Raw genomic sequence first — 23,483 nt, 5'->3', positions numbered from 1 at the left:
AGGACGCTGCACGGGCGGGTCGCCCGTGCAGCGTCCTTTTTTTCCGTGGATGTCGCGGAGCATCTCCTCACTGGATGTCGCGGAGCTTCTCCACGTACCTCTGGGCATCGCTGGACACCCGCAGGTTCTGCGGGTGTCCACGTGCCGCGCGGAGGCTCAGCCGAGCGCGGTGGCGGCCCGCGAGAGCCCTCCACTGCGGACGCCCGGCCTGAGCAGTGGCGCGGTCAGCCGGGCCAGCTCCAGCGCCTGGTCACCGTTGAGGCGCGGGTCGCAGGCCGACTCGTACCTGCGGGCCAGGTCCCGTTCGCGTACTGGAGCGTACTCGTCGGTGCACTCGGTGACGTCGCGGCTGGTCAGCTCCAGGTGCAGGCCGCCGGGGTGGGTACCCAGCGCCCGGTGGACCTCGACGAACCCCCGCACCTCCGCCCAGATCGCCTCGAAGCGGCGCGTCTTGATGCCGTCCGCGGTCGTGCGGGTGTTGCCGTGCATGGGGTCGCACACCCAGACCGCCGGGGAGCCCCGGTCGAGCGCCTCGTCGACGAGCGGGGGCAGCAGGTCGTGCACCGCGTTCGCGCCGAGGCGGGCGATGAACGTCAGCCGGCCCGGCTCGCGGCGCGGGTCGAGCAGTTCGACCAGTTCCGCGATGTCCGCGCGGGTCGTGGTCGGCCCGACCTTGACCGCGACGGGGTTGCGTATGCCCGCCATCATGGCGACGTGCGGCCCGTCGGGCCGGCGCGTCCGCTCGCCGATCCACAGCAGGTGGCCGGAGAGGCCGTAGGACTGCCCGGAGGACGGGTCGTTCCGGGTGAGCGCGGTCTCGTACGGCAACAGGAGCGCTTCGTGGCTGGTGAAGAAGTCGCCACCGAGGTCGGCGAAGAGCGCCCGGCCCCGGGCGCGGAGCCGCCGGATGTCGGACAGGACGCGGTTCGCGGCCCGGTACGCGGCCAGCAGGCGCCGCGGGTCCGGGGTACGGGCCTCGGGGTCGAAGCGCAGGTCGTTCACCGCGTCGCCCCGGTAGACGGGCAGGGCGCGGTCGCCCCTGGTCTCGGCGCCCGACGAGCGCGGCTTCGCGTACTGCCCGGCGAGCCTGCCGACGGTGTGGCACGGCAGCCCGGAGCCGGAGCGCAGCACCGAGGCCATGTCCGCGAGGCAGCGGAGCTTGTTCCGTGTCGGCTCTATCAGCGGGGAGGCGAACAGTTCCGCGCAGTCGCCGCCCTGGAGCAGGAAGGCCTCACCGCGGGCCACGGCGGCCAGGCGCGTCCGGAGTGCGTCGCAGTCCTCCGGTCGCACCAGTGCGGGCAGGTCGTCCAACGTGCTGACGACGTCGGCCAGTTGGTCGGGGTCGGGCCAGTGCGGCTGCTGGTGTTCCACGGGCGTGAGGAGGACGTCGGCACCGCTCGGGGCGGTGTTCGTCAGGGCTGTCATGATCGGCAGGCCCGGAGGACGGCGGCCGCGACGTCGTCGCCGCTGTCCCCGAAGTGGGAGCGGTACACCCGCGCGATGTCGTTCTCCCGGCCGGGGTCGGTTCCCGGTCCGTCCGCCCGCAGGCGGGTCTGCTGGATGCGCTGGGACACGGCGCGGCGCATGCGCAGCAGTCTGATGATGCCGAGGTCCAGTTCGTCGATGTCGGTTCGCGCTTGTCCGATGGACAGGTGGATGTCCAGGTCGGTGAAGGCTTCGGTCCGTGGTTCCAACACGCCTTGCTCCCCCTCGTGTGGTGCGGTGGCCATGGGTGGTACGGATATGTGGTTCAAGGTCAGGGTGTGAGCAGCAGCTTTCCGATGGTGCGGCGCTGCTGGAGGTCCGCCTGTGCGGTGCGGGCGTCGGCCAGCGGGTAGATCCGTCCGATGTGGACGTCGACGCTGTCCCGGAGGATCCAGGAGAACACCGCGGTGCCGCGCGTCCGCAGCTCGTCGCGGGTCGGGATGAAGTCCGGCAGGTAGGGGCGGGTCAGCTTGACCGAGCCGCGTACGCCGGTGCTCAGGTCGATGGGCGGTATCTTGCCGCTGGACTGTCCGTAGAGGACGAAGGAGCCGCGGGGGCGCAGCGAGGCGATGCTTCCCTCGAAGGTCGTCCGCCCGACCGCGTCGTAGACGACGTCCACGCCGTCGCCGCCGGTGAGCCTGGCGACCTCGGTGGCGAAGTCGACCTCCGTGTAGCGGATGACCTCGTCCGCCCCCGCCCGTCGTGCCGCTTCCTCCTTCGCCGCGGTGGAGACGGTCCCGATGACGCGGACGCCGTGGGTCCGCAGCACCTGGGTGAGCAGCAGCCCGACACCGCCGGCCGCGGCGTGTACCAGGGCCGTCTCCCCCGGCCGTACGGGGTGGCTGTCCTGGGTGAGCACATGCGCCGTGAGCCCTTGCAGCAGCACTGCCGCGGCCTGTTCGGCGCTCACTCCGTCGGGCACCCGGACCACGCGGTCGGCGGGCAGCGCCACGTGTTCGGCGTAGGCGCCGGGCGCCGGCACGTCGGCCGTGGCCACCAGGTCGCCGACGGCGAGGCCGGTGACCTGCTCGCCGACGGCGGCCACGGTGCCCGCCAGCTCCCGTCCGGGGACGTACGGCAGTTCGCGTGGGTACAGGCCGGAGCGTTCGTAGGTTTCGTGGTAGTTGACACCGATGGCGGCGACGTCGACGAGTACGTCGCCGGGCCCCACGGCCGGGGTGGCCCACTCGGTGGGTGTGAGTACCTCCGGACCGCCGTGTCGGTGTACCGCGACCGCGCGCATGGCGGCCTCCTTCCCGGGTGTGGGGTCTAGATGGTGCCGACCTCGTCGATGAGGTTCGGGAGTCGTTCGCCGGCCCTGATGCGCCGCAGGACGTCGCGCTCGGTGCGTCCGGTGGCTCCGGCCGCGGTCAGTACCTCCCGCAGCCGTGCCGCCGGGACCACCACCGTGCCGTTGCCGTCGGAGAACACCCAGTCGCCGGTGTGCACCGGCACGTGGCCGACCAGACAGGTGTCGCCGGCCGACTCGACGCGGTACGCGCCCTGGGTGTCGGTCGGGACGAAGTTGCTCGCGACGACCGGACGGGTGCTCTGCTCGACGACGTCCCGGTCGCGGATGGCGCCGCCCAGCACGAGTCCCTCGAACCGCAGTTGCTCCAGCAGGTAGGTCGTGGACAGCCCGCCCGCGAGGGCGGCGTCGGTGACCAGCGGCCCGGAGCCCGCGACGTAGACCATCCCCTGCCCGTCGACGACCTGGGGCACCAGGAAGTCGCGGACCTCTCGCCAGGTGCTCGGGGAGGCGGCGACGATGCTGGGGCCCTTGCGTACCGGAACCCAGCTGACGGTGTACGCGGCGCCGAAGAACATCCCGTCCTGGGCCGACACGCGGTGCAGTCGCGCGTCCAGTGCGCGGTTGGTGACGCCCAGCGCGTCGAGCACGTCCGCGATCGTCGGTGTGGCGATGCCGTGCTCCCGCACCGCTGCCGCGACCAGGTCGTACGTCTCCTCGAGCGGTGCCCCGGGGCCGGTGCGCCGGACGTCGGTGCCCGCGGTCACAGCGTGGTCCCGTGGGGCACGTGGATGCTGAAGCCCATGTGCACCGGGCCGAAGTCCTCGAGGAGATCCAGGCCGTTCGCCTCGGCGGCGACAGCGGTCGTGATGCACGCGTCCGCCCCGCCGGCGGCGCACTCCACCGCGGCCGCGGCGTTGCTCGTCACGAGCCGGATGTCGTAACCGCGGTCCTCGATGAGGCCGACGGGCGCGGGGTGGCTCAGTACTTTCCGTACCGGAATTCGATCACGTCCGGCGAGCACCATGCGGTGGGTCGGCATCATGAAGCATTCGTGCAGCGACATCGACTTGAGGTTCCGGAAGACGATCTCGTTCAGCTTCGGATAGACGACGCAGCCGAGCAGCACGCTGTCGTAAGGGTCGGCCATAACACCGTCGACCGCGCTTTCGAGCGTGTCGTAGAGAACGACGCCGCCCTGCTTGTAGTTGCGTTGTTCCAGGTAGTGATGTGCGGCCGCTTCGCAGTTCGTTCCTGACGGCCCCAACGTGTGGACCGTGAGGTGGCGGTCGTTACTGGACACGGGCGTTCCCTTCATTTCAGCGCCGGTAATCCTCGCGTACCGGATGGAAGACGTCGATTCCCCGGGCGGCGGTCCGCGCGTGTGCCGCGTGTTCGACGCCGGAGGGGATGACCACCGATTCACCCGGGCCGAGCACGACGACCTCGCCGTCGACCGTGACCTCGAACGTGCCCTCGAGGCAGTGCACGATCTGCTCGTGCGGGTGCTGGTGGGACGGCACGTCGCCGCCCTGATCGAATTCCCACAGTGTGATCGTCATCGTGTCGCCGTGGACGAACTCGACGCGTGCTTTCGGGAACATATCGGTGATCACCGATGTGCCCGAACGGTGTTTCTTCGCTGCCATTGCCGTACTCCCGTAGTCGGTGAGCTGCGGTATAACCGAATGGGCGGGCGCAGTGCGCCCCGATACGGATCAGATAATTCCGCCCGGCGCACCCCGATGTGGATCGAGAAATTCCGTTCGGGTGCGCCCTCCGCCTCCCCGCGGATTCATCAGCAGAGCGTACCGTCGAATGTCCCGGCAACAGGACGTCCGGCAAGCTCCGCACGGCCAACAGTGGACCATTGGAAGTCGCGGGATGCACTTCTTGACAGTCCGAGCACCCGGGCAGTTGTGTTCAGACGCCGGATAAAGGATGTGGCAGTCGCCTTGCACTGCTTCGAGCTCTCGGAGATTGCCGTACGGAATCATGTGAGGAGGAACCGTGGGGGGACGGAACGTGGCACGACGGGGCTCAGGCGCTGAGGGTGGCGCACGATCTCTGCCGGAGTTGTTCGACCACTGGGTGACGACGTCGCCCGACGCGGTGGCCGTGGAGGACGGCGCCGTGTCGTTGACCTACCGGGAGCTGGACGAGCGGGCCGAGCAGGTGGCGCGCGGGCTGCTCGCCGCCGGGGTGCGGGCCGAATCCGTCGTCGCGGTCGCGCTGCGCAGATCGGTGGAGTGGGTGACCGTCCTGCTCGGGGTGGTCCGCGCGGGGGCGGCGTACCTTCCGCTGGACACCGCGCACCCGGCCGAGCGCCTCGCCTACATGGTCGACACATCCGGTTGCGCGCTCCTGGTGGCGGACGCGTCCACCACCGCCGAACTGCCCGGTGTGACGGTACCGGTCCTCCGCCCCGAGGAGCTCGACGGGAACGCCCCGGTGCCGGCGTTCCCCAGGGCCGCGCAGAGCGCCTACGTCATCTACACCTCGGGGTCCACCGGCCGGCCCAAGGGCGTGGTGGTCACGCACAGCGGGCTCGCCGGCCTGGCCGCCGCGCACGCCACCCGGCTCGGCGTCACCCCGGGCAGCCGGGTGCTGCAGTTCGCCTCGCCTGGGTTCGACGCCTCGGTGTGGGAGCTGTGCATGGCCCTGCTCTGCGGCGCGACGCTGGTGCTGGCCGACGACGCCGACCTCGCCCCCGGCCGGCCGCTCGCCGGGACCCTGACGTCGCGGCGGGTCACCCATGTGACGCTGCCGCCGCCCGTGCTGGCCACGCTTCCCACCGACGCGATGCCCGGCGTCGAGTGCCTGGTGGTCGCCGGGGACGTGACCACACCGAACCTCGTCGAGGCCTGGGCCGGCGACCGGAACATGATCAACGCCTACGGTCCGACCGAGACCACCGTGTGCGCCACCATGAGCGCGCCGCTGGTCGCCGACGGCCGGGCGCCGACCATCGGCCGCGCCGTCGAGGGCGCGCGGGTCCAGGTCCTGGACGCCGCGCTGCGCCCGGCCCCGCCGGACACCGTGGGCGAACTGTACGTGTCGGGCCCCCTGTTGGCCCGCGGCTACCTGGGCAACCCGGGCGAGACCGCGGCCCGGTTCGTCCCGGACGTGTCGGGGCCGCCCGGTGCCCGGATGTACCGCACCGGTGACCTGGCGGCCCGGGCTGCCGACGGCACGTTCGCCTTCCACGGGCGGGCCGACACCCAGGTCAAGATCCACGGCGTACGCATCGAGACCCATGAGGTGGCGGCCGTCCTCGCCGCGCACCCCGGCGTCGCGGACGCCGTGGTCGTCGCGCGCGACACGCGGTCCAGCAAGCAGCTCGTCGCGTACGTGGTACCGAAGGAGCGCGGGGAGCGGGAGAGCGGCGTGGCGAGCGACTCCTACGGCTCCCTCGCGCTGGAGCCGTCGTTCTCGGTCGGTGACCTCCGCGCGTTCGCGGCACGGCACCTGCCCGCCGCGATGGTCCCGGCGGCGTTCGTGCCGCTGGAGCGGATCCCGCTCACCCCCAACGGCAAGCCCGACCTCGCGGCGCTGCCCGCGCCCCGGCTGCGGCTGCGTGCCTACCAGGCGCCGCGGGACGAGACGGAAGCGGCGCTGGCGCGGCAGTTCGCCGAGGTGCTCGGGCTCGACGAGGTCGGTGTCGACGACGACTTCTTCGTGATCGGCGGCGACAGCATCCAGTCGATCCAGGTCGTCTCGCGCCTGCGGGAGCGCGGTGTCCACCTCAGTGCCCAGGACGTCTTCGAGCGGCGGACGGTGGCCGCCCTCGCGGAGCTCGCGGCGACGCGGTCGGCGGCGTCGGTCGAGGTGCTGGCGGAGCTCGAGGGCGGCGGCGTCGGGCCGATGCCGATGCTGCCGGTCGCCCGGTGGATCCGGGACTGGGGTCCGGGCTTCGACCGCTTCGCGCAGGCGATGGTCGTGTCCCTGCCGGACGGGATCGACGAAGCGGGCCTGGAGCAGACCCTGCTGGCGGTCCTCGACCGGCACGACATGTTGCGGGCGCGCCTGGTGGGGGACGAGGTCGTGGTGGCGCCTCCCGGTACGGTCGCGCCCGCCGTCGACCGGGTCGAGGGCGCCGAGGAGGCCGGCCCGGAGTGGCAGCGGGCCGTCGCAGGGCACCTGGACCGGGCGACCGCGAGCCTGGATCCGGCCTCCGGGGCGCTCGCCCGCTTCGTCTGGTTCGACGGCCGGCCGGGGACCCTGCTCGTGGTGCTGCACCACCTCGTCGTGGACGGCGTGTCCTGGCGCATCCTGCAGTCCGACCTCGCCGACGCGTGGGCCGCCGTCCGCGACGGGCGCACACCGCGGTTGCCGGAGGTGCGGACCTCGATGCGCACCTGGGCCCACGCGCTGGCCGAGGAGGCGCGCTCCCCGCGACGGCTGGCCGAACTGCCGCTGTGGCGGTCGATCCTGGCCGGTCCCGACCCCCTGCTCGGCGCACGCCGCCTCGACCCGTCGGTCGACGTGGTCGCCACCGTGGCCGAGGTCCCGGTGACCGTGCCGGTGCCGGTCACCGAGGCGCTGCTGACCACCGTGCCGGCGGTGTTCCGCGGGGAGGTCCTCGACGGTCTGCTCGCCGCGCTGGCCCTGGCGCTGACCGCGCGGCGGCGCGCCCGGGGCGACGCCGAGTCGTCCGTGCTGATCCGGATGGAGGGGCACGGCCGGGAGGAGAGCGCGGCCCCGGGGGCCGATCTGTCGCGGACGGTGGGGTGGTTCACCACCGTGTACCCGCTCCGGCTCGACCTCGACGGCGTCGACGTCACCGACGCGCTCGCCGGCGGCCCGGCCGCGGGCCGCGCCGTCATGCTGGCCAAGCAGCGCCTGCGGGCGGTGCCCGACCGGGGCATCGGGTACGGGCTGCTCCGCCACCTCAACGACGACACCGCGGCCGTGCTCGACGGGTATCCGATGGCGCAGGTGGGCTTCAACTACCTGGGGCGCTTCGCCCCGGCCGGCACCGGCTCCTGGAGCCGCGTCGACGTGCCCCTGCTCGCGCACCTGGACAGCGGCCAGGACCCGAGGATGCCCGCGCCCGCGGAGCTGGACATCAACGCGAGCCTCGTCGACACGGAGGAAGGGCCGCAACTGCGTGCGGTGTTCGCCGCGCCCTCGGGCGTGCTGGCCCGTCACGAGGTCGAGGAACTGGCGGACCTGTGGTGCACCGCGCTGGCGGGACTGGCCCGCCGCGCGGCCGTCCCGGGGGTCCACGGGCTGACGCCCTCCGACGTACCGCTGGTGCCGGTCACGCAGGCCGACCTGGACGGCTGGGCCGAGCGGCACCCGGACCTCGTCGACGTCTGGCCGCTCACGCCGCTGCAGTCGGGCCTGCTGTTCCACAGCATGACCGTCGACTCCGGTTTCGACGCCTACCAGGTGCAGTACGTCCTGCGACTGCTCGGACCGCTCGACGCGGCGCGGATGCGCGCGGCCGGGCAGCGGCTGCTGTCACGGCACGCGGGCCTCCGGTCGGTCTTCGCCCCCGACGAGCGCGGGGAGACGGCCCAGCTCGTCCTCGCCGACGCCGAGCTGCCGTGGCGCGTGGTCGACCTCCGTGACCTGGACGAGGCCGCGCGCGCGACCGCGTTCGAGCGACTGCTCGCCGACGACCTGCGGGAACACTTCGACCCGGTGGTTCCCCCGATGCTGCGCATGACGCTCGTCCGCGGCGCGCCCGACGTGGCGGACCTCGTCCTGACCGCGCACCACGCGGTCGTCGACGGCTGGTCGGTCCCGCTGATCGTACGGGAGTTGCTGCTGCACTACGGGTCCCGCTCCGCGGACCTGCCGCGGGCACGCACCCAGCGGGACTTCCTCCAGTGGCGCGCCGAGCAGAACCCGGCGGAGTCGGCGGCCGTGTGGGCGCGCGAACTCGACGGCGTCGACGGGCCGACGCTCGTCGCCGGCGGGCGCGGGACCGACGGCGGCGAGGGCATCGGGCAGGTGGACGCGGCGCTCTCCGCGGCGGAGTCCGAGGCGGTCGCCGCGTGCGCCGCGCGGCTCGGGGTCACGGTGAACACCCTCGTCCAGACGGCGTGGGCGGTCCTGCTCTCGCGGCTGACGGGGCGGCGGGACGTCCTGTTCGGGGCCGTCGTCTCCGGGCGGCCGCCCGCGGTGCCCGGCGTGGACGCGATCGTGGGCATGCTGCTCAACACGGTGCCGGTCCGCCTGGACTGCGCCCCCTCCCGGGCGCTCGGCGACCTGGTCGTCGACCTGCAACGCCGGCAGGCCGTGCTGCTCGACCACCACCACCACGGACTGAGCGAGCTGCACCAGGCGTCCGGCGTGACGGCGCTGTTCGACACGGTGGTCGGCTTCCAGTCCTTCCCGCTCGACCGGACCGGCATCGCCACCGCGGGCCGCGCGGCCGGGCTGCAGGTGGTGGGGATCCGCTCCTTCACGGTGAGCCACTACCCCCTGGCCCTCATGGTGTTCGCCGAGCCCGACAGCCCGCTGCGCCCCTGCGTGCAGTACCGGCGGGACGTCTTCGGCCGGGAGGAGGCGGCCGGTGTCGCGGCCCGGTTCACCCGGATCCTGCGCCAGCTCGCGCACGACCCGGACCTGCGCGTCGGCGCGGTGGACGCCCTCCTGGCGTCGGAGCGGACCGCCCCGGCCGCCGAGGAAGCGGCGCCCGCCGGGCAGACGGTGTCCGCGCTGCTGGCCGCACGGGCGCAGCGGACACCGGACGCCGTGGCGGTGCGGGGCGACGGGCACGCGCTCACCTACCGGGACCTCGACCGCAGGGCCACGGAGGTGGCGCGGGCGTGGGCCGGGCGCGGTGTCGCGCCGGGGACCACGGTGTCCGTCCGCCTGCCGTCCCCGCCGGACGCCGTGGTGGCACTGGTCGCGGCGCAGCGTACGGGCGGCTGTCTGGTGGCCCCGGACGACGACGCGGACCTCGTGGTCACCGGCCTGCCCGCGCCGGGCACGGGAGCGGGCGCGCTGCAGGCGGTGCGCCCGATGGACGTCGCCGCGCTGCTGCCCGCGTGGGGGCATGCGGACGGCCGCAGGACCGTCGCGGTCAGCCACGAGGCCCTGGCCGCGCGCGTCGCGTACGCCGCGGCGGAGGCCAGGCTGCTCCTGGACCGCACCGGCGACTTCGGGTCGTGGCTGGTCGACGTGCTCGGCGCGGTGTGTGCCGGGGGCGGCGTCGAGTTCGCCGCCGCCGAGGTGCGCGCCGACGCCGGTGTGCCGGGTGACCTGGAGAAGGGCACGACCGTCCACGCCGCACCGGAGTACGGCCCCGTGGGTGCCTCCTGGCCCCTGTCCCCCGCACAGGCGGCCGTGGGTACGCCGTCGCCGGGCACGCGGTTCCACGTGCTCGACAACACGCTCCAGCCCGCACCGCCGGGTGCCGTCGGCGAGCTGTACGTGGCCGGTCCGGCACTCGGGCTCGGCTACCTCGACCGGCCCGGGACCACGGCGGCGTGGTTCGTCCCCGACCCCTTCGGCCCGGGCGCGTCGCGCATGGTCCGCACCGGTGAACTGGTGCGCCTCGGCCACGACGGCGGCCTGGAGCCCGTCGGCCGCGCCGACGGACAGGTCACCGTCCGCGGCGTACGGATCAGTCCGCCCGCGATCGAGGCGGTCCTGGCCGAGCACCCGGAGGTGACCGACGTCGCCGTCGTGGCGGGGGCCGAGGACGGTGTGCCGCACCTGAGCGCGTACGTGGCGGGCGCCGGTGTGGACACCGAGGAGCTGGCCGCCTTCGCCGCCTCCCGGCTGCCGCGCTGCATGCTCCCGGACGCGGTCGTGCCGCTGACCTACCTGCCCCGGCTGCCGAACGGCAGGGTCGACGTGTCCGCGCTGGCCTCGGCGGAGCGGGCGGAGCACGTCCACCGCGAGCCGCGCGACCGGCAGGAGGAGGTGCTGTGCGCGCTGTTCGCGGAGGTGCTTGAGGTCGACGACATCGGCATCGACGACGGCTTCTTCGCCCTGGGCGGCACGTCGCTGATGGCGACCCGGCTCAGCAGCCGTATCCGCAAGGAACTCGGCGTCACCGTGGCGATCCGGTCCATCTTCGAGTCCGCCACCATCGTCGACCTGGCGGAGGTGGTCAAGAAGGCCGCCAAGTCCACCAAGCCCGCGCTGCGCCGGATGGACAGGGGGGACCGGTCGTGAGGCCCGGGCCGGGCCCCCGGCGCCGCCCGCGGCTCCTCGACACGTACACGGCTCCGTACGACGCCGCCGGACACGAGCGCCGCCGCCGTCCCCGTACCGCTGGAGGTCCTCGATGAACGACTCGTACGACGTCGTCGTGGTGGGCGCCCGCGTCGCCGGCTCCCCCACCGCCATGCTCCTCGCGCGGGCCGGCTACCGGGTCCTGCTCCTGGAACGCGCGCGCTTCCCCCGGGACACGCTCTCCACCCTGCTCATCCACCAGCCCGGGGTCGCCCTGCTCAAGCGGTGGAACGTGCTTCCCGACGTGGTCGCCACCGGGTGCCCGCCCATCGACCGGGCCAGCTACCGCGTGGCGGACATCCACCTGGAGGGCTGCTCCTGGGCGGTCGACGGGGAGCGGGCCGCGTACGCCCCCCGGCGGCACCTCCTCGACGCGGTCCTGGCGCGGGCCGCGGTCGCCGCGGGCGCCGAGTTCCGCGAGGACTCCACCGTGCTCGACCTGACGTTCGACGGCGACCGGGTGACCGGGGTCCGGGTGCGCACGGGCCGCACCGAGTACACGGTGCGCGCCGCCCTGGTCGTCGGCGCGGACGGCATGCGCTCCACGGTGGCCGCCAAGGCCGGCGCGCCGGTCGAGGTCGAGGACCCGAAGCTGACGTGCGCCTACTACACGTACTGGTCGGACCTGCCGCGGCGGTTCCGGCTGTACGAGGCGCCGGGGAGCTGGGTGGGGACCATCCCGACCCACGGCGGCGCGACGCTGGTCGGCGCGTACTTCCCCCAGCACCGCTTCAAGGAGGTGCGGGCGGACGCGCTCGGGGAGCTGCTCGGTGCCGTCGGGGCCATCGCCCCGGAGCTGCGCGAGCAGATGGCCGGCGGCCGCAGGCTGGAGCGCCTGCACGGCACGGGCGACCAGCGGAACTTCTTCCGCAGGGCGAGCGGCCCGGGGTGGGTGCTGGTGGGGGACGCCGGGCACCACAAGGACTCCATCACGGCGCGGGGCATCACGGACGCCTTCCGCCAGGTGCAGTTGCTCGTCGACCGCGTGGGCGACGGGCTGCACGACCCGCGGCGGCTCGACGACGCGCTGCGGGGGTTCCACGCGCAGCGCGACGCGATGCTCACCGCCGACTACCGCCACACCCTGACCACCGCCGGGCTGGCGGCCGGCAAGCACCAGCTCGCGTTGCTCCGGGTCATCGCGGGCAGCGCCGAACTCACCGATCGCTACTTCTCGGCGATGTCGGGGGCCTGTCCGTCGGACGAGTTCGTCACGCCCGAGCTGCTCGACCTGCTCGCGGCCGCGTAGCAGGGCGCGGACCGGCGCACGAAGCTCCTCGCGACACGGTGACCTCGGCAGGGGGCCCGTGGGGCGGGGAGCTTCGTGGTGTTCCCGGCGCGTCGCCGGTGGCCGCCCACGGCGCCGGAACGGCGGCGAGGCCGCCCGGACCCGTGGTGCGGAGTCCGGACGGCCTCGCCTTCTGCGGGGCGTGAGGGCGTGCGTGCCGTCGGTGGTGTCAGAAGCGCACCGGCAGGGCGGCGAGCGCGGTGCCCTTGCCCGGAATGTCGACGTACGGGAGCTGATCGGGTTCGACCGCGAGCTCCACCGTCCGGTTCTTGAGCAGGAACGTGTCGACGACGACCTCCGTCTCCAACTGGGCGAGGGACGCGCCGGTGCAGTAGTGCGCGCCGCTGCCGAATGCCAGGTGTCCGATGCCGGGCCCCAGGTCGCGGGCGAGGTCGAGCCGCTGGGGGTCGCTGAACTGCTTCGGGTCGTGGTTGCTGCCGATCAGTGAGGGGACGACGACGTCCCCCCGCTTGACGGGGCAGCCGTGGAACTCGAAGTCCTCGCCCGCGTGCAGCGGGCCTCCGGTCGGTGCGGAGGTGGTGTAGCGGAGCAGTTCCGGGACCGCGCGCTTGGCCAGCAGCTCCGGCCGGGCGCGCAGCGTGGCGAGTTCGTCGGGGTGGGTGAGCAGGGTGAGGACCGCCTGGCCGAGGAAGTGCGCGGGCGGCGCGATGCCCGTGCTGGTCAGGAGCATGAAGATCGAGATGATCGCGTCCTCGGCCAGCAGGTCCTGGTCCGTGCCGCCCGGCTTGAGCAGCTCCGAGACCAGGTCGTCGGTGGGCTCGGCGCGGCGGCGCGCGATCAGGTCCTGGTAGTACTCCACGATGCCGCGGACGGCCGGGACGAACTGCTCGGGGTTGTATGAGAGCAGCTCCAGGATCCAGCTCTGGAGCTGCGGCCGGTCGGCTTCCTCGATGCCCATGAGCCCGCAGATGGCGGCCGTGGCGATCGGGTAGCCGAGCTCCGCGACCAGGTCGGCCTCCTTCTTCGCCGACAGGGCGGCGTAGAGGTCCGAGGTCGTCCTCTCCAGGCTCGGCCGCAGCGCGTTGACGCGGCGGGCGGTGAAGGCGCGGCCCACCGCGTTGCGCATCCGGGTGTGCTCCTCGCCGTCGGAGAGGCTGAGGTTGCCGAAGTACTTGAAGTACTCCTCGGGCAGACCGGCGCCCCCGAGCATCTGCTCCGCGAGGCCGGGCCCTTCCCTTCCCGGCACCTTGGTCACGTCACGGATGAAGCGCGGGTCGTTGAGTGCCTCCCTGCACTCCTCGTAATCAGAGATGAACCAGACCGGAAGCTCGACACCGTCGATGACCGTCTGGAAGACGGGGCCCTGCTCGCGCAGGGGCCCGTACTCCGCGGGGTTGCTCACGGCCGCGTTCGTCAGCCTGGAGATCTGTTCCGCCACGATGCTTCTCTCTTCCTTGAGGCCTCCTGGAACTCCTGGGACGTGCCCCGGAGTTCCTCGGGAGTTCCTCGGATCGCAGGAGTCGGGGCCGCGAGGTGGCGGCCCCGGCCGGCCGGTGTGTGCACCGGCCGACCCGAACGGGGACACGCGGGTCGGCGGCGGAGGCCGCCACCCGCGTCGTCCACCGGGTTCGTGCTCACCGTGGCTCCTGGGCGTCGAGACAGCGGTTGATGATCGCGCAGATGTCGTCCGCGTGCTGCGGCGACACCATGCCGAAGTGGGTGGCGTCGATGTCGTACGTCCGCACGGTGCCGCGCACGTACGGCTTCCAGTGGTCGGCCGACGCCTCCGGGCTGAGCGTGGCGTTGAAGAACACGACGTCGCCCCGGTAGACGGGCTGGGCGTACGCGCGGACGAGCCGTACGTGTTCGACCATGAGGGTCGTGCCGTTCGTGATGAGGGCCCGGCGGTCGGTGTCGTCCTGGCCGCCCGGGAGGTAGCCCTGGAGGAACTCCCGGGCCTGCGACGGGTCGAGGACCACGTTCTGCTGGGCGAACGTGGTGCTGGGCGCGGCGTCCAGGACGGCGACCAACGGCACGTCGTGGCCGCGCTGTTGGAGTTCGGCGGCGACGGCGTGGGACAGGGTGCCGCCCATGGAGTGGCCGACGAAGTGGTACGGGCCCTCCGGCTGGACGGTGAGGATCTGTTCCACGTAGTCCTCGACCATCGCCTCGAAGCTCTCCGGCAGCGGTGTGCCGTCGTAGCCGCGGGCCTGGATGCCGTACACCGGGCGGTCGCCGAGCTGCGTCGCCATGCCCAGGTACGACCAGCACAGGCCGATACCGGGGTGGATGAACCAGACCGGCGCCTTGTCGCCGCCCGTCTTCAGCGGCAGCACCACGCCGAACGGATCGGTGTGGTCGGTGGCCGCGTCGCCGCCGTTCAGGTGGGCGGCGAGGCCCGCGACGGTGGGTGACTGGAACACGACCCGCATCGGCACGTCGACCATGAGGACCGTGCGGATGCGGCCGACCAGGCGGGTGGCGCGCAGCGAATGGCCGCCGAGGTCGAAGAAGTTGTCGTCGACGCCGACCTTGTCGATGCCGAGGACGTCGGCGAACAGGCCCGCGAGGACTTCCTCCTGCGGGGTGCGCGGTGCCCGGTAGGCCGCCGCGGCGGTGACTTGCGGCGCGGGCAGCGCCTTGTGGTCGAGCTTGCCGTTGGGGGACAGCGGGAGCCGCTCCAGGGTGACGAACGCGGCGGGCACCATGTACTCCGGCAGCCGCTCGGACACGAAGGCGCGCAGCCCGGCGGTGGACGGTTCGCCGCTGTCCGCCGGGACGACGTAGGCGACGAGCTGCTTGCTGCCCGCGCTGCCGCGGGCGACGACCGCGGCCTGGGCGACCTCGGGGTGCGCGGCCACCGCGGCCTCGACCTCGCCCGGTTCGATGCGGAAGCCGCGGATCTTGACCTGGGAGTCGGCACGGCCGAGGTATTCCAGGTGCCCGTCGGCGGTCCAGCGGGCCAGGTCGCCGGTGCGGTACATGCGGCCGCCCGCGGGGCCGAACGGGTCGGCCAGGTAGCGCTCGGCGGTCTGCGCCGGGCGCCCGTGGTAGCCGCGGCCCACGCCCGCGCCGGCCAGGTACAGCTCGCCGACCGCGCCGTGGGCGACCGGGGTCAGGGCGGGGTTCAGGACGTAGCCGCGCAGGTTGTTCAGCGGTCGTCCGATCGGTACGCCCGCCGCGTAGGAGGCGTCGCCGTCCAGGACGTGGGAGGTGGCGTAGAACGCCTCGCTGGGCCCGTAGCAGTTGACGATGCGGGCCTCGGGCCACTGGGCGCGGACGCGGTCCACCAGCGCCGGGGTGAGGGCCTCACCGGCGAAGAGCAGGGCCTTGGGCGTGACGCGCTCGCCGAGCTGGTCGACGAGTTCGGCGAAGGCCGAGGGCACCGAGCTGATCACGTCCAGGTCCCAGTGGTCGCGCTCGGCCAGGGCCAGGACGTCGCGGACCAGTTCCACGCTGCCGCCGCGGGTGAGGGTGAACAGCAGCTCGAAGCTGGCCACGTCGAAGCCGATCGAGGTGCTCGCCAGCATCTTCGGGCCCGCCGCGAGGCCGACCTCGTCGACCATGCCGTGCAGGGCGTTGACCAGGTTGGCGTGGGTCAGACCCACGCCCTTGGGCAGGCCCGTCGAGCCCGAGGTGTACACCTGGTAGACGAGGTGGTCCAGGCGCAGCGGCCGGGTCCGGTCGCCGTCGTCCAGGTCGGTGCCGGGGTGGCCCGACACATCCGTCCGGTCCAGGTGCAGCAGCTCGGTGTCCGGCTCGGGGAGCGCATCGGCCGCGGTGGTGTCGGTGAGGATCAGCCGGGGCCCGGCCGTGTCGAGGATGTGCCGCAGGCGGGTGCTCGGGTAGCCCGGGTCGATGGGGACGTAGGCGGCTCCGGCCTTGAGGACGGCGAGCAGCGCCACGACCAGTTCGGGGGTGCGCGGCAGGACCACGGCGACCGTGTCGTCGGGGCCGGTGCCCCGCCCGGCGAGGTGGCGGGCGAGCCGGTTGGCCCGCTCGTTCAGCTCGCCGTAGGTGAGCCGCTCGCCCTCGTGGACGACCGCGGTGGCCTCCGGCCGCCGGGCGGCCTGCTCCTCGACGAGCTGGGTGACGGTCCGCTCGGGCAGCTCGCACGCCGTGTCGTTGAACGTCCGCAGGACCAGATCGCGTTCCGCCGCGTCGAGGATGTCGAGACGGGTGATGGGGGTGTGCGGATCGGCCGCGAGCTGTTCGAGTACGCGGCCGAGGCGGGCGGCGATGCGCTCGATCTCGTGGGCGGTGAACTTGGTGTCCTGGTACTGCAGCCCGAGCCGCAGGTGCGGGTCGGCGGTGCCGGCCAGCATCAACGGGTAGTGGGTGCCGCTGAGCATGCGGATGCCGGTGACGGCGACCCCGGCCGACGTGTGCGCCCGGGTGAGTCCTTCGCGGTCGATCGGGAACGACTCCAGGAGCACCATCGAGTCGTACAGCGTGCCCAGGCCGACCGTCTCGTGGATCTCGCTGAGGCTGTGGTGATGGTGGTCCATGAGCGTGGTCTGGTGCTCCTGCAACCGGGTGAGCACCTGCGCCAGGGTCTCCCGCGCGGAGAAGCGCACCCGCACCGGGAGGCTGCTGATGAACAGGCCGACCATGTCGTCGACCCCGGCCAGTTGCGGCGGCCGGCCGGTGACGGTCGTGCCGAACACCACGTCCTGCCGCCCGGTCAGCTGACCGACCAGGACGCCCCAGGCGCCCTGGAGCAGGGTGTTGAGGGTGACGCCCAGCTCGCGTGCCCGGCGTGAGAGGGCGCGGGAGGTCTCCACGTCGAGCGGGAGCTCCAGTTGCCCGAGGCCGCCGCCCTGCTCCGGGCCGGTGGCACGCGCCAGCAGGGTGGGCTCCGTGACGCCCGCCAGCTCCTCGGCCCAGGCCCGGGCCGACGCCTCGTGGTCCTGGCGCCCGAGCCAGGCCAGGAAGTCCCGGTAGGGGCGTACGCGCGGCAGCCCGGACGCGTCGCCTTCGGCCTCGTACAGGAGGATTAGGTCGCGCATCAGGTGCGCGAGCGACCAGCCGTCGTACAGGGCGTGGTTGACGGTGAGGACCAGCTCCGAGTGGTCCGCGTCCATCTGGACCAGGGTCATGCGGAGCATCGGCGGCGCGGCCGGGTCGAAGTGCTCGGCGTGGTCGGCGGCAAGGATCCGCTCCAGTTCCTCGTCCCGCTCGGCCCGGCTCAGGGAGCGCAGGTCCACGGCCTTCCAGGGCAGCTCGACGTGGTCGAGGACGAGCTGCACCTGCTCACCGCTCGCGCCGGTCACGAAGGCGGCGCCCATGTTGGGGTACCGGTCGAGGAGGGCCTGGCCCGCGACCCGCATCCGCTCCGGGACCACGGCACCGGTCAGGTGGAGGACGAGCTGGATCCGGTAGGCGTCGAACGACGACTCCGCCATCGCGCTGTGGAACAGGATGCCGGACTGCGCGGGGGTCAGCGGCCACACGTCCGCGAGGCCGGGGTAGGCCTCCTCCCACGCCTCCAGGTCGCGCTGGCCCACCTTGACCAGCGGCACGTCGGACGGGGTGAGGCCGCCCGCGCCGGGCCGGGCCGCGTGCCGGGCCAGACCCTCCAGGGCCGTGCGCCACAGGTCCGCGAACTCCTGCGCCTCCTCCCGGGTGAGCAGACCGGCGGGGAAGGCGATGTCGGCGCTGAGCCGCGGGCCCCGCTCGCCGTCGAGGGCGTAGCAGTTGATCTCGAGGGTGGCCAGGGCGGGCATGTCCGGGTCCAGGTCCGCGACGAGGTCCTCCGCGTCCGCCGCCATCGTCCAGCCGGCCGCGCCGGGCGTCCGCGGCTCGGTGTCCGCCGTGAACCGTCCCAGGTAGTTGAAGGTGACCTGCCCGGTGCCGTGGGCCTTCAGGACCTCGGCGGTCTCGGGGTTGAGGTAGCGCAGGAGGCCGTAGCCGATGCCCTTGTCGGGGACGGCGTTGAGCTGCTCCTTGACGGCCTTGATGACGCCGCCCGCGGACCGGCCGCCGGCGAGCGCCTCCTCCAGGGCGAAGCCCTCCACGTCCAGGCGGACGGGAAACATGCTGGTGAACCAGCCGACCGTACGCGACAGATCCGCACCGGGCGCCGCGGCCTCCTCGCGGCCGTGGCCCTCCAGGCGCAGCAGCAGCGAGGACTCGTCCACGCCGCGCCGCTCGCGCCACGTGGCCATCGCCAGGGCGAGACCGGTCAGCAGCCCGTCGTTGACACCGCCGTGGAACGCGGCGGGCAGCGTCGTGAGCAGGATCTCGGTGGTCGCCGCCTCCAGTTCGAGCCGCACCGTCTCCACGGTGGAGCGCAGGTCGGCGGCCGGGTCGAGCGGCCGCGAGCCGATCACCGGGTCCGGTCCTTCGACCACCGAGCGCCACAGCTCCAGCTCGGCGGCCCGCTCCGGGCGTCCGGCCTCGTCGACCAGGGCGTGCGCCCACTGGCGTACCGAGGTGGCGACCGGGGCGAGCTCGGGGGCGCGGCCCTCGCGGACCTGTGCCCAGGCCTGGGCCAGGTCGGGCAGGAGGATCCGCCACGACACCCCGTCGACCACCAGGTGGTGCAGGACGATGATCAGGCGCCCGGCCGTCTCCGGGCCCGCGTCGAACCAGACGAAGCGGGCCATGCTCCCGGCCGTCGGGTCCAGCTGGCTGGTGGCGGCGTCGAGTTCGCGCGCCGCCCTCTCCCGCCAGGCTTCCTCGTGCCAGGCTCCGTCGCAGGGGACGCGGTGGACGAGCGACGCCGCGTCGACCGTGCCGGGCGCGGTGATCTCCAGCTCCGGCCGCGTCCCCGGCACCAGGCGCGAGCGCAGTACGTCGTGGTGGTCGAGGACCGCGGACAGCGTCGCCACCAGGCCCTGGTGGTCGATGCCCGAGGGCAGGTCGAGGACCACCGACATCGCGAACCGGTCGAAGCCGCCGCCGAGTCCGGTGATGTAGCGGGCGATCGGCAGCAGGGGCGCGGTGCCCACGCCGCCGCCCTCCAGCTCCGCCAGGGCGACCGTGGCACGGTCGCCGGCGTCGAGGGACGCGGCGAGCTCGGCGACGGTGCGGTGCTGGAAGATCTGCCGCGGGGTGACCTCGACGCCGCGTGCCTTGGCGCGGGACACCACCTGGATGGAGCGGATGGAGTCGCCGCCGACGGCGAAGAAGTCGTCGTCGATGCCGACCTGTTCCACGCCGAGCACCTCGGCGAAGGCCGCGGCGATGACTTGCTCCTGGGCCGTGCGCGGGGCCCGGTACTCGCCTCCGGTGACCTCCGGCTCGGGCAGCGCGGCCTTGTCCAGCTTGCCGTTGGCGGTCAGCGGCAGCTCGTTGATGAGGACGAACACCGAAGGCACCATGAACTCCGGCAGCCGCCCGGTGGCGAACTTGCGCAGTTCGTCCGGTGTCACGCCCGTGGTCAGGTCGAAGTCGTCGCCCGCGTCCGCGCGGTCACCGGTGGGTACCACGTAGCCGACGAGCTGGGTGCTGCCGCGCAGCGTGCGGGTCAGGACGACCGCGTGGGCCACACCGTGGTGCTCGGCGAGGGCCGCCTCGATCTCGCCGGGTTCGATGCGGAAGCCCCGCACCTTGACCTGGTCGTCGCCGCGGCCGAGGTACTCCAGCTGCCCGTCGTTGCCGCGCCGCACCACGTCACCGGTGCGGTACATGCGCGAGCCCGCCGGGCCGTAGGGGTCGGCCACGAAGGCGCCCGAGGTCCGGCCGTGGCGGTGCACATAACCGCGGGCCAGGCTCGGCCCCGCCACGTACAGCTCGCCGGGGGAGCCCGGCGGGACCGGGAGCAGCCGCTCGTCGAGCACGTACACCCGGTTGTCGGTGACGGCCGTGCCGATGGGGGCCCGCTCGGGGGTGAGGGGTGTGCTGATGGCGGCGCACACCGTGGTCTCGGTGGGGCCGTAGGCGTTGACGACCCTGCGCCCCGGTGCCCACTGGGCGACCAGGCCGGGCGGGCAGGCCTCGCCGCCCACGGTCAGCACCCGCAGCCCGGTGAGGGTCTTCGCGGCCTCGGCGGGCATGGTGGCGGCGACGCTGGGCGGCACCATGACATGGGTGACGGCGCGGTCGGCCAGGGTGCGCGCGAGGTCCTCCCCCGCCAGGCGCTGCCGCTCGGGCACGATGAGGGCCGCGCCCGTGGTCAGGGCCATCACCAGCTCCCAGAAGGCCGCGTCGAAGCTCGGTGAGGCCTGCTGCAGGACGCGGGAGTCCGCGTCGATGGCCAGGTGCTCGGCGGTCTTGACGCTCAGGGCGGCCAGCCCGGTGTGCGGGACGCAGACGCCCTTGGGGCGTCCGGACGAGCCCGAGGTGTAGATGACGTACGCCGGGTGGTCCGGGACCAGACCGGTGACCGGGTCGGTGTCCGGCATGGCCTGCCAGGCCCGCCCGACGTCCTCGGCGTCGATGGCGACGAGGTCGGCGGGCAGGTCGGCGGGCAGTTCGTCGGCGGCGGACCGGGTGGTGAAGACCACCGCGGGGCGGGAGTCCTCGACCATGTAGGCGATGCGGTCGGCCGGGTAGTCGAGCGCGATGGGCAGGTACGCCGCGCCCGCCTTGAGGATGCCGAGCGCCACCGCCACCTGGTGGGCGCTGCGGGGCAGGGACACACCGACCGACTGCTCGGGCCCGATGCCGCGGGCACGCAGCCAGTGCGCGACGCGGTTGGCCCGCGCGTTCAGCTCCTCGTACGTCCAGGAGTCGTCGGCCGACTCCACCGCCAGGGCCTGCGGTGACCGCTCCAGGCAGGCCCGGAACAGGTCGGGGAACGTGGCGGGCGCCACGCTCTGCGCGGTCTGCCGCTGTTCGGCGAGCAGCAGCTCGCGCCGCTCCTCGGGGGTGAGCAGGTCGGCGTGGCCGATGCGCTGCGCGGGTGTGGTGAACGCGGCGGTCAGCATCCGCTCCCAGCGGTCGAGCAGCGTCTCGATCGTGGTGCCGTCGAACAGTTCGGTGGAGTACTCCGCCGCGACGTGGATGCCCGCGGGCGTGGTGCGGTCGGTGAACGTCTCGCTCAGGCTCAGCAGCAGGTCGTAGCGGGACGTCCCGGTGCCGACGCCCTCCTCGCGCACCCGGAGGCCGGGCAGCTCGAAGTCCGCCGCCTCGTTGTTCTGCAGCACCAGGGCGATCTGGAACAGCGGGTGGACGGACGCGGAGCGCTTGGGGTTCAGCGTCTCCACCAGGGACTCGAAGGGGATGTCCTGGTGGGCGTAGGCGGCCAGGCTCGACTTGCGGACCTGTGCGAGCAGCTCGGCGAACGTCGGGTTCCCCGAGGTGTCGGTGCGCATCACCCAGGTGTTGACGAACAGGCCGACGAGGTCCTTGAGGCTGTCGTCGGTGCGGCCCGCGACACCGCTGCCGATGGCGATGTCCGTGCCCGCTCCGAGGCGCGTCAGCAGCGCGGCCATGGTCGCCTGCAACACCATGAACGGCGTCGCCCCCGAAGCCCGGGCCAGCTCGCTCACACCCTGGTGGACGTCCGCCCCCAGGGTGCGCTGCAGGAGGTCGCCCTTGTACGCGAGGACCGCGGGACGCGCCCGGTCGCCGGGGATGGTCACCTGCTCGGGCAGTCCGGCGAGCTGCTTGGCCCAGTACGCGCACTGCTTGTTGTACAGGCTCTCCGGGTCGCTGCGGTCACCGAGCAGCTCGCGCTGCCACAGGGTGTAGTCCGCGTACTGCACCGGCAGCGGTGTCCACACGGGCACCCCGCCCCGGGTGCGGGCGGTGTAGGCGGTGGCCAGGTCCTGGGCCAGCGGCGCGGCGGACCAGCCGTCGGCGGCGATGTGGTGGATCACCATCGCCAGCGTGGACTCGGTCGGCCCGGTGGTGAACAGCCGTGCCGCCACCGGCACTTCGCGTGCCAGGTCGAAGGTGTGGCGGGCCGTGGCGCCGATGGCGGCCCGCAGCGCTTCCTCGTCCCGCACCGGCTGTACGGTCAGGGCGACGCGGGCGCGCTCCGGCTCCAGGATGTCCTGGTACGGCTTGCCGCCGATCTCCGGGTAGACGGTACGCAGCGACTCGTGGCGGGTGACGACGTCGTTGAGGGCCGCCTCCAGCGCGGCCACGTCCAGCTCGCCGCTCAGCCGCAGGACGAACGGCATGTTGTACGTCGCCGACGGGCCCTCGACCTTGTGCAGGAACCAGAGCCGCTGCTGGGCGAACGACAGGGGCAGCCGCTCGGGCCGTTCGGTGACGGGTGCCAGGGCCGTCCGGACACCGGCGTTCCCGTCCAGGTGCAGCGCGACACCGGCGACGGTGGGGTGGTCGAACAGCGTCCGCAGCTCGACCTCGGTGCCCAGTTCGGCGCGGATGCGGCTGATGAGCTTGGTGGCGAGCAGCGAGTGGCCGCCCAGGTCGAAGAAGTTGTCGTCGACGCCGACCCGCCGCAGGCCGAGGACTTCGGCGAACAGGTCGCACAGCAGCTCTTCCCGCGCGGTGCGTGCCGCCCGTCCGGTGGCCGCTCCGGTGAAGTCGGGGGCGGGCAGGGCCCGGCGGTCCAGCTTGCCGTTGGCGGCCAGCGGCACCGAGGCGATCGCCACGACGGCGGCGGGCACCAGGTGCGCGGGCAGCCGCTCCTGCAGATAGTCACGCAGCGAGCCGACCAGCACGCCGATCTGCTTGGCCGCCGCCGGGGAGTTGGCGAGCGTCCGGTCGGCGCGGCCGGAGGGCAGGAAGACACCGGAGAACTCCTGCCCGGCCGACGGGCCGTCCGTGAGGACGATCGCGTCGAAGCTCTCCGCCGCTGTACCGGACCAGGTCGTCAGCACACCCCAGCCGTGCTCGGCGGCCCACTCGTGCAGCTCGTGCGGGTCCACCGCCGCGCCGGTGGCAGCGGGGGCCGGGACCACCCCGGCCGTCACGGCCAGGTCCAGTTCACCGGTGAGACGGGCGTTGGGGATGTCCCTGACCCGTACGGGGCCGTCCTGCGTGGCACACAGTTCGGCGAGGCCGGCCAGCGTGTCCGTCTCACGGCCCCAGACCAGCGCCGGCACCGCGGCCAGGTCCACCGCGTCGGCCGCGTCCTTGTGCAGGACGACTTCGTAGCGGTGGCGGGTGAGTTCGTTGTGGGCGTGGCCCGGCTTGAGGCGGATGTCCACCACCCCTGCGCCGTGCCGCTCGCCGAACTGGGTGAACCACTCGGCGTCCACGACGAGCTCGGGCTCCGTGAGCGTCGCACGGGCGATGGCCGCGCGGGCCGCCGCCGGGGCGTCGTCGGGGTGCTGGGCGAAGTGGACCCCGGTGTTGAACAGGTGCAGGGTGCCGGCGTTGCGTACGTCGCCGATGATGATGCGTCCGCCGGGGGCGAGGAGGTCGAGGGCTTTGGCCAGG

General features: G+C 73.3%; 11 protein-coding genes. 3 read left to right on the top strand and 8 right to left on the bottom strand.

Going from position 1 to position 23,483, the window contains the following annotated elements:
* Positions 1-156: 156 nt before the first annotated feature.
* From QK440_RS33085 to QK440_RS33060, 6 genes are read right to left on the bottom strand one after another with little or no spacing between them, the layout of a single operon-like run.
* Positions 157-1,425, bottom strand: a complete 1,269-nt coding sequence (locus QK440_RS33085) for a 3-deoxy-7-phosphoheptulonate synthase (protein ID WP_282796943.1) — start codon at positions 1,423-1,425, stop codon at positions 157-159.
* Positions 1,422-1,697 carry a chorismate mutase gene (locus tag QK440_RS33080; RefSeq protein ID WP_282796942.1) on the bottom strand — a complete coding sequence of 92 codons (276 nt, stop codon included), beginning with the start codon at positions 1,695-1,697 and terminating at the stop codon, positions 1,422-1,424. The genes QK440_RS33085 and QK440_RS33080 overlap by 4 nt, the downstream gene beginning before the upstream one ends.
* A gap of 59 nt (positions 1,698-1,756) precedes the next feature.
* Positions 1,757-2,728, bottom strand: a complete 972-nt coding sequence (locus QK440_RS33075; RefSeq protein WP_282796941.1) for a quinone oxidoreductase — start codon at positions 2,726-2,728, stop codon at positions 1,757-1,759.
* 26 nt (positions 2,729-2,754) lie between these two features.
* On the bottom strand, positions 2,755-3,501 hold the full coding sequence (locus QK440_RS33070; protein ID WP_282796940.1) for a hypothetical protein: 747 nt from the start codon (positions 3,499-3,501) through the stop codon (positions 2,755-2,757).
* The gene (locus QK440_RS33065) at positions 3,498-4,037 is read right to left on the bottom strand and encodes a bacilysin biosynthesis protein BacA (protein WP_282796939.1); all 540 of its coding nucleotides are present in this window, start codon (positions 4,035-4,037) and stop codon (positions 3,498-3,500) included. Before QK440_RS33065 ends, QK440_RS33070 begins: the two co-directional genes overlap by 4 nt.
* 16 nt (positions 4,038-4,053) lie before the next feature.
* On the bottom strand, positions 4,054-4,383 hold the full coding sequence (locus QK440_RS33060; protein WP_282796938.1) for a cupin domain-containing protein: 330 nt from the start codon (positions 4,381-4,383) through the stop codon (positions 4,054-4,056).
* A gap of 442 nt (positions 4,384-4,825) precedes the next feature.
* Between QK440_RS33060 and QK440_RS33055 the strand changes: the two genes are divergently transcribed.
* Positions 4,826-10,873 (top strand): non-ribosomal peptide synthetase, encoded by a 6,048-nt coding sequence (locus tag QK440_RS33055; RefSeq protein WP_282796937.1) that lies wholly within the window; start codon positions 4,826-4,828, stop codon positions 10,871-10,873.
* Positions 10,874-10,985: 112 nt separating this feature from the next.
* Positions 10,986-12,182 carry an FAD-dependent oxidoreductase gene (locus QK440_RS33050; RefSeq protein ID WP_282796936.1) on the top strand — a complete coding sequence of 399 codons (1,197 nt, stop codon included), beginning with the start codon at positions 10,986-10,988 and terminating at the stop codon, positions 12,180-12,182.
* 208 nt (positions 12,183-12,390) lie between these two features.
* Here QK440_RS33050 and QK440_RS33045 read toward each other — a convergent pair whose 3' ends face one another.
* A complete protein-coding gene (locus QK440_RS33045) occupies positions 12,391-13,620 on the bottom strand; it encodes a cytochrome P450 (protein WP_282796935.1) in 1,230 nt (409 codons plus the stop codon).
* A 196-nt stretch (positions 13,621-13,816) separates the two neighbouring features.
* Positions 13,817-23,302, bottom strand: a complete 9,486-nt coding sequence (locus tag QK440_RS33040; protein ID WP_282796934.1) for a non-ribosomal peptide synthetase — start codon at positions 23,300-23,302, stop codon at positions 13,817-13,819.
* Here QK440_RS33040 and QK440_RS33035 point away from each other — a divergent pair.
* A partial coding sequence (locus QK440_RS33035; protein ID WP_282796933.1) for a hypothetical protein occupies positions 23,264-23,483 on the top strand: 220 nt, incomplete at its 3' end. The genes QK440_RS33040 and QK440_RS33035 overlap by 39 nt on opposite strands.

The organism is Streptomyces sp. CC224B, assembly GCF_030010595.1.
GTDB classification, from domain to species: domain Bacteria; phylum Actinomycetota; class Actinomycetes; order Streptomycetales; family Streptomycetaceae; genus Streptomyces; species Streptomyces longispororuber.
Note: the sequence above shows the minus strand (reverse complement) of the source record. Positions and strands in the feature narration are given on the sequence as shown.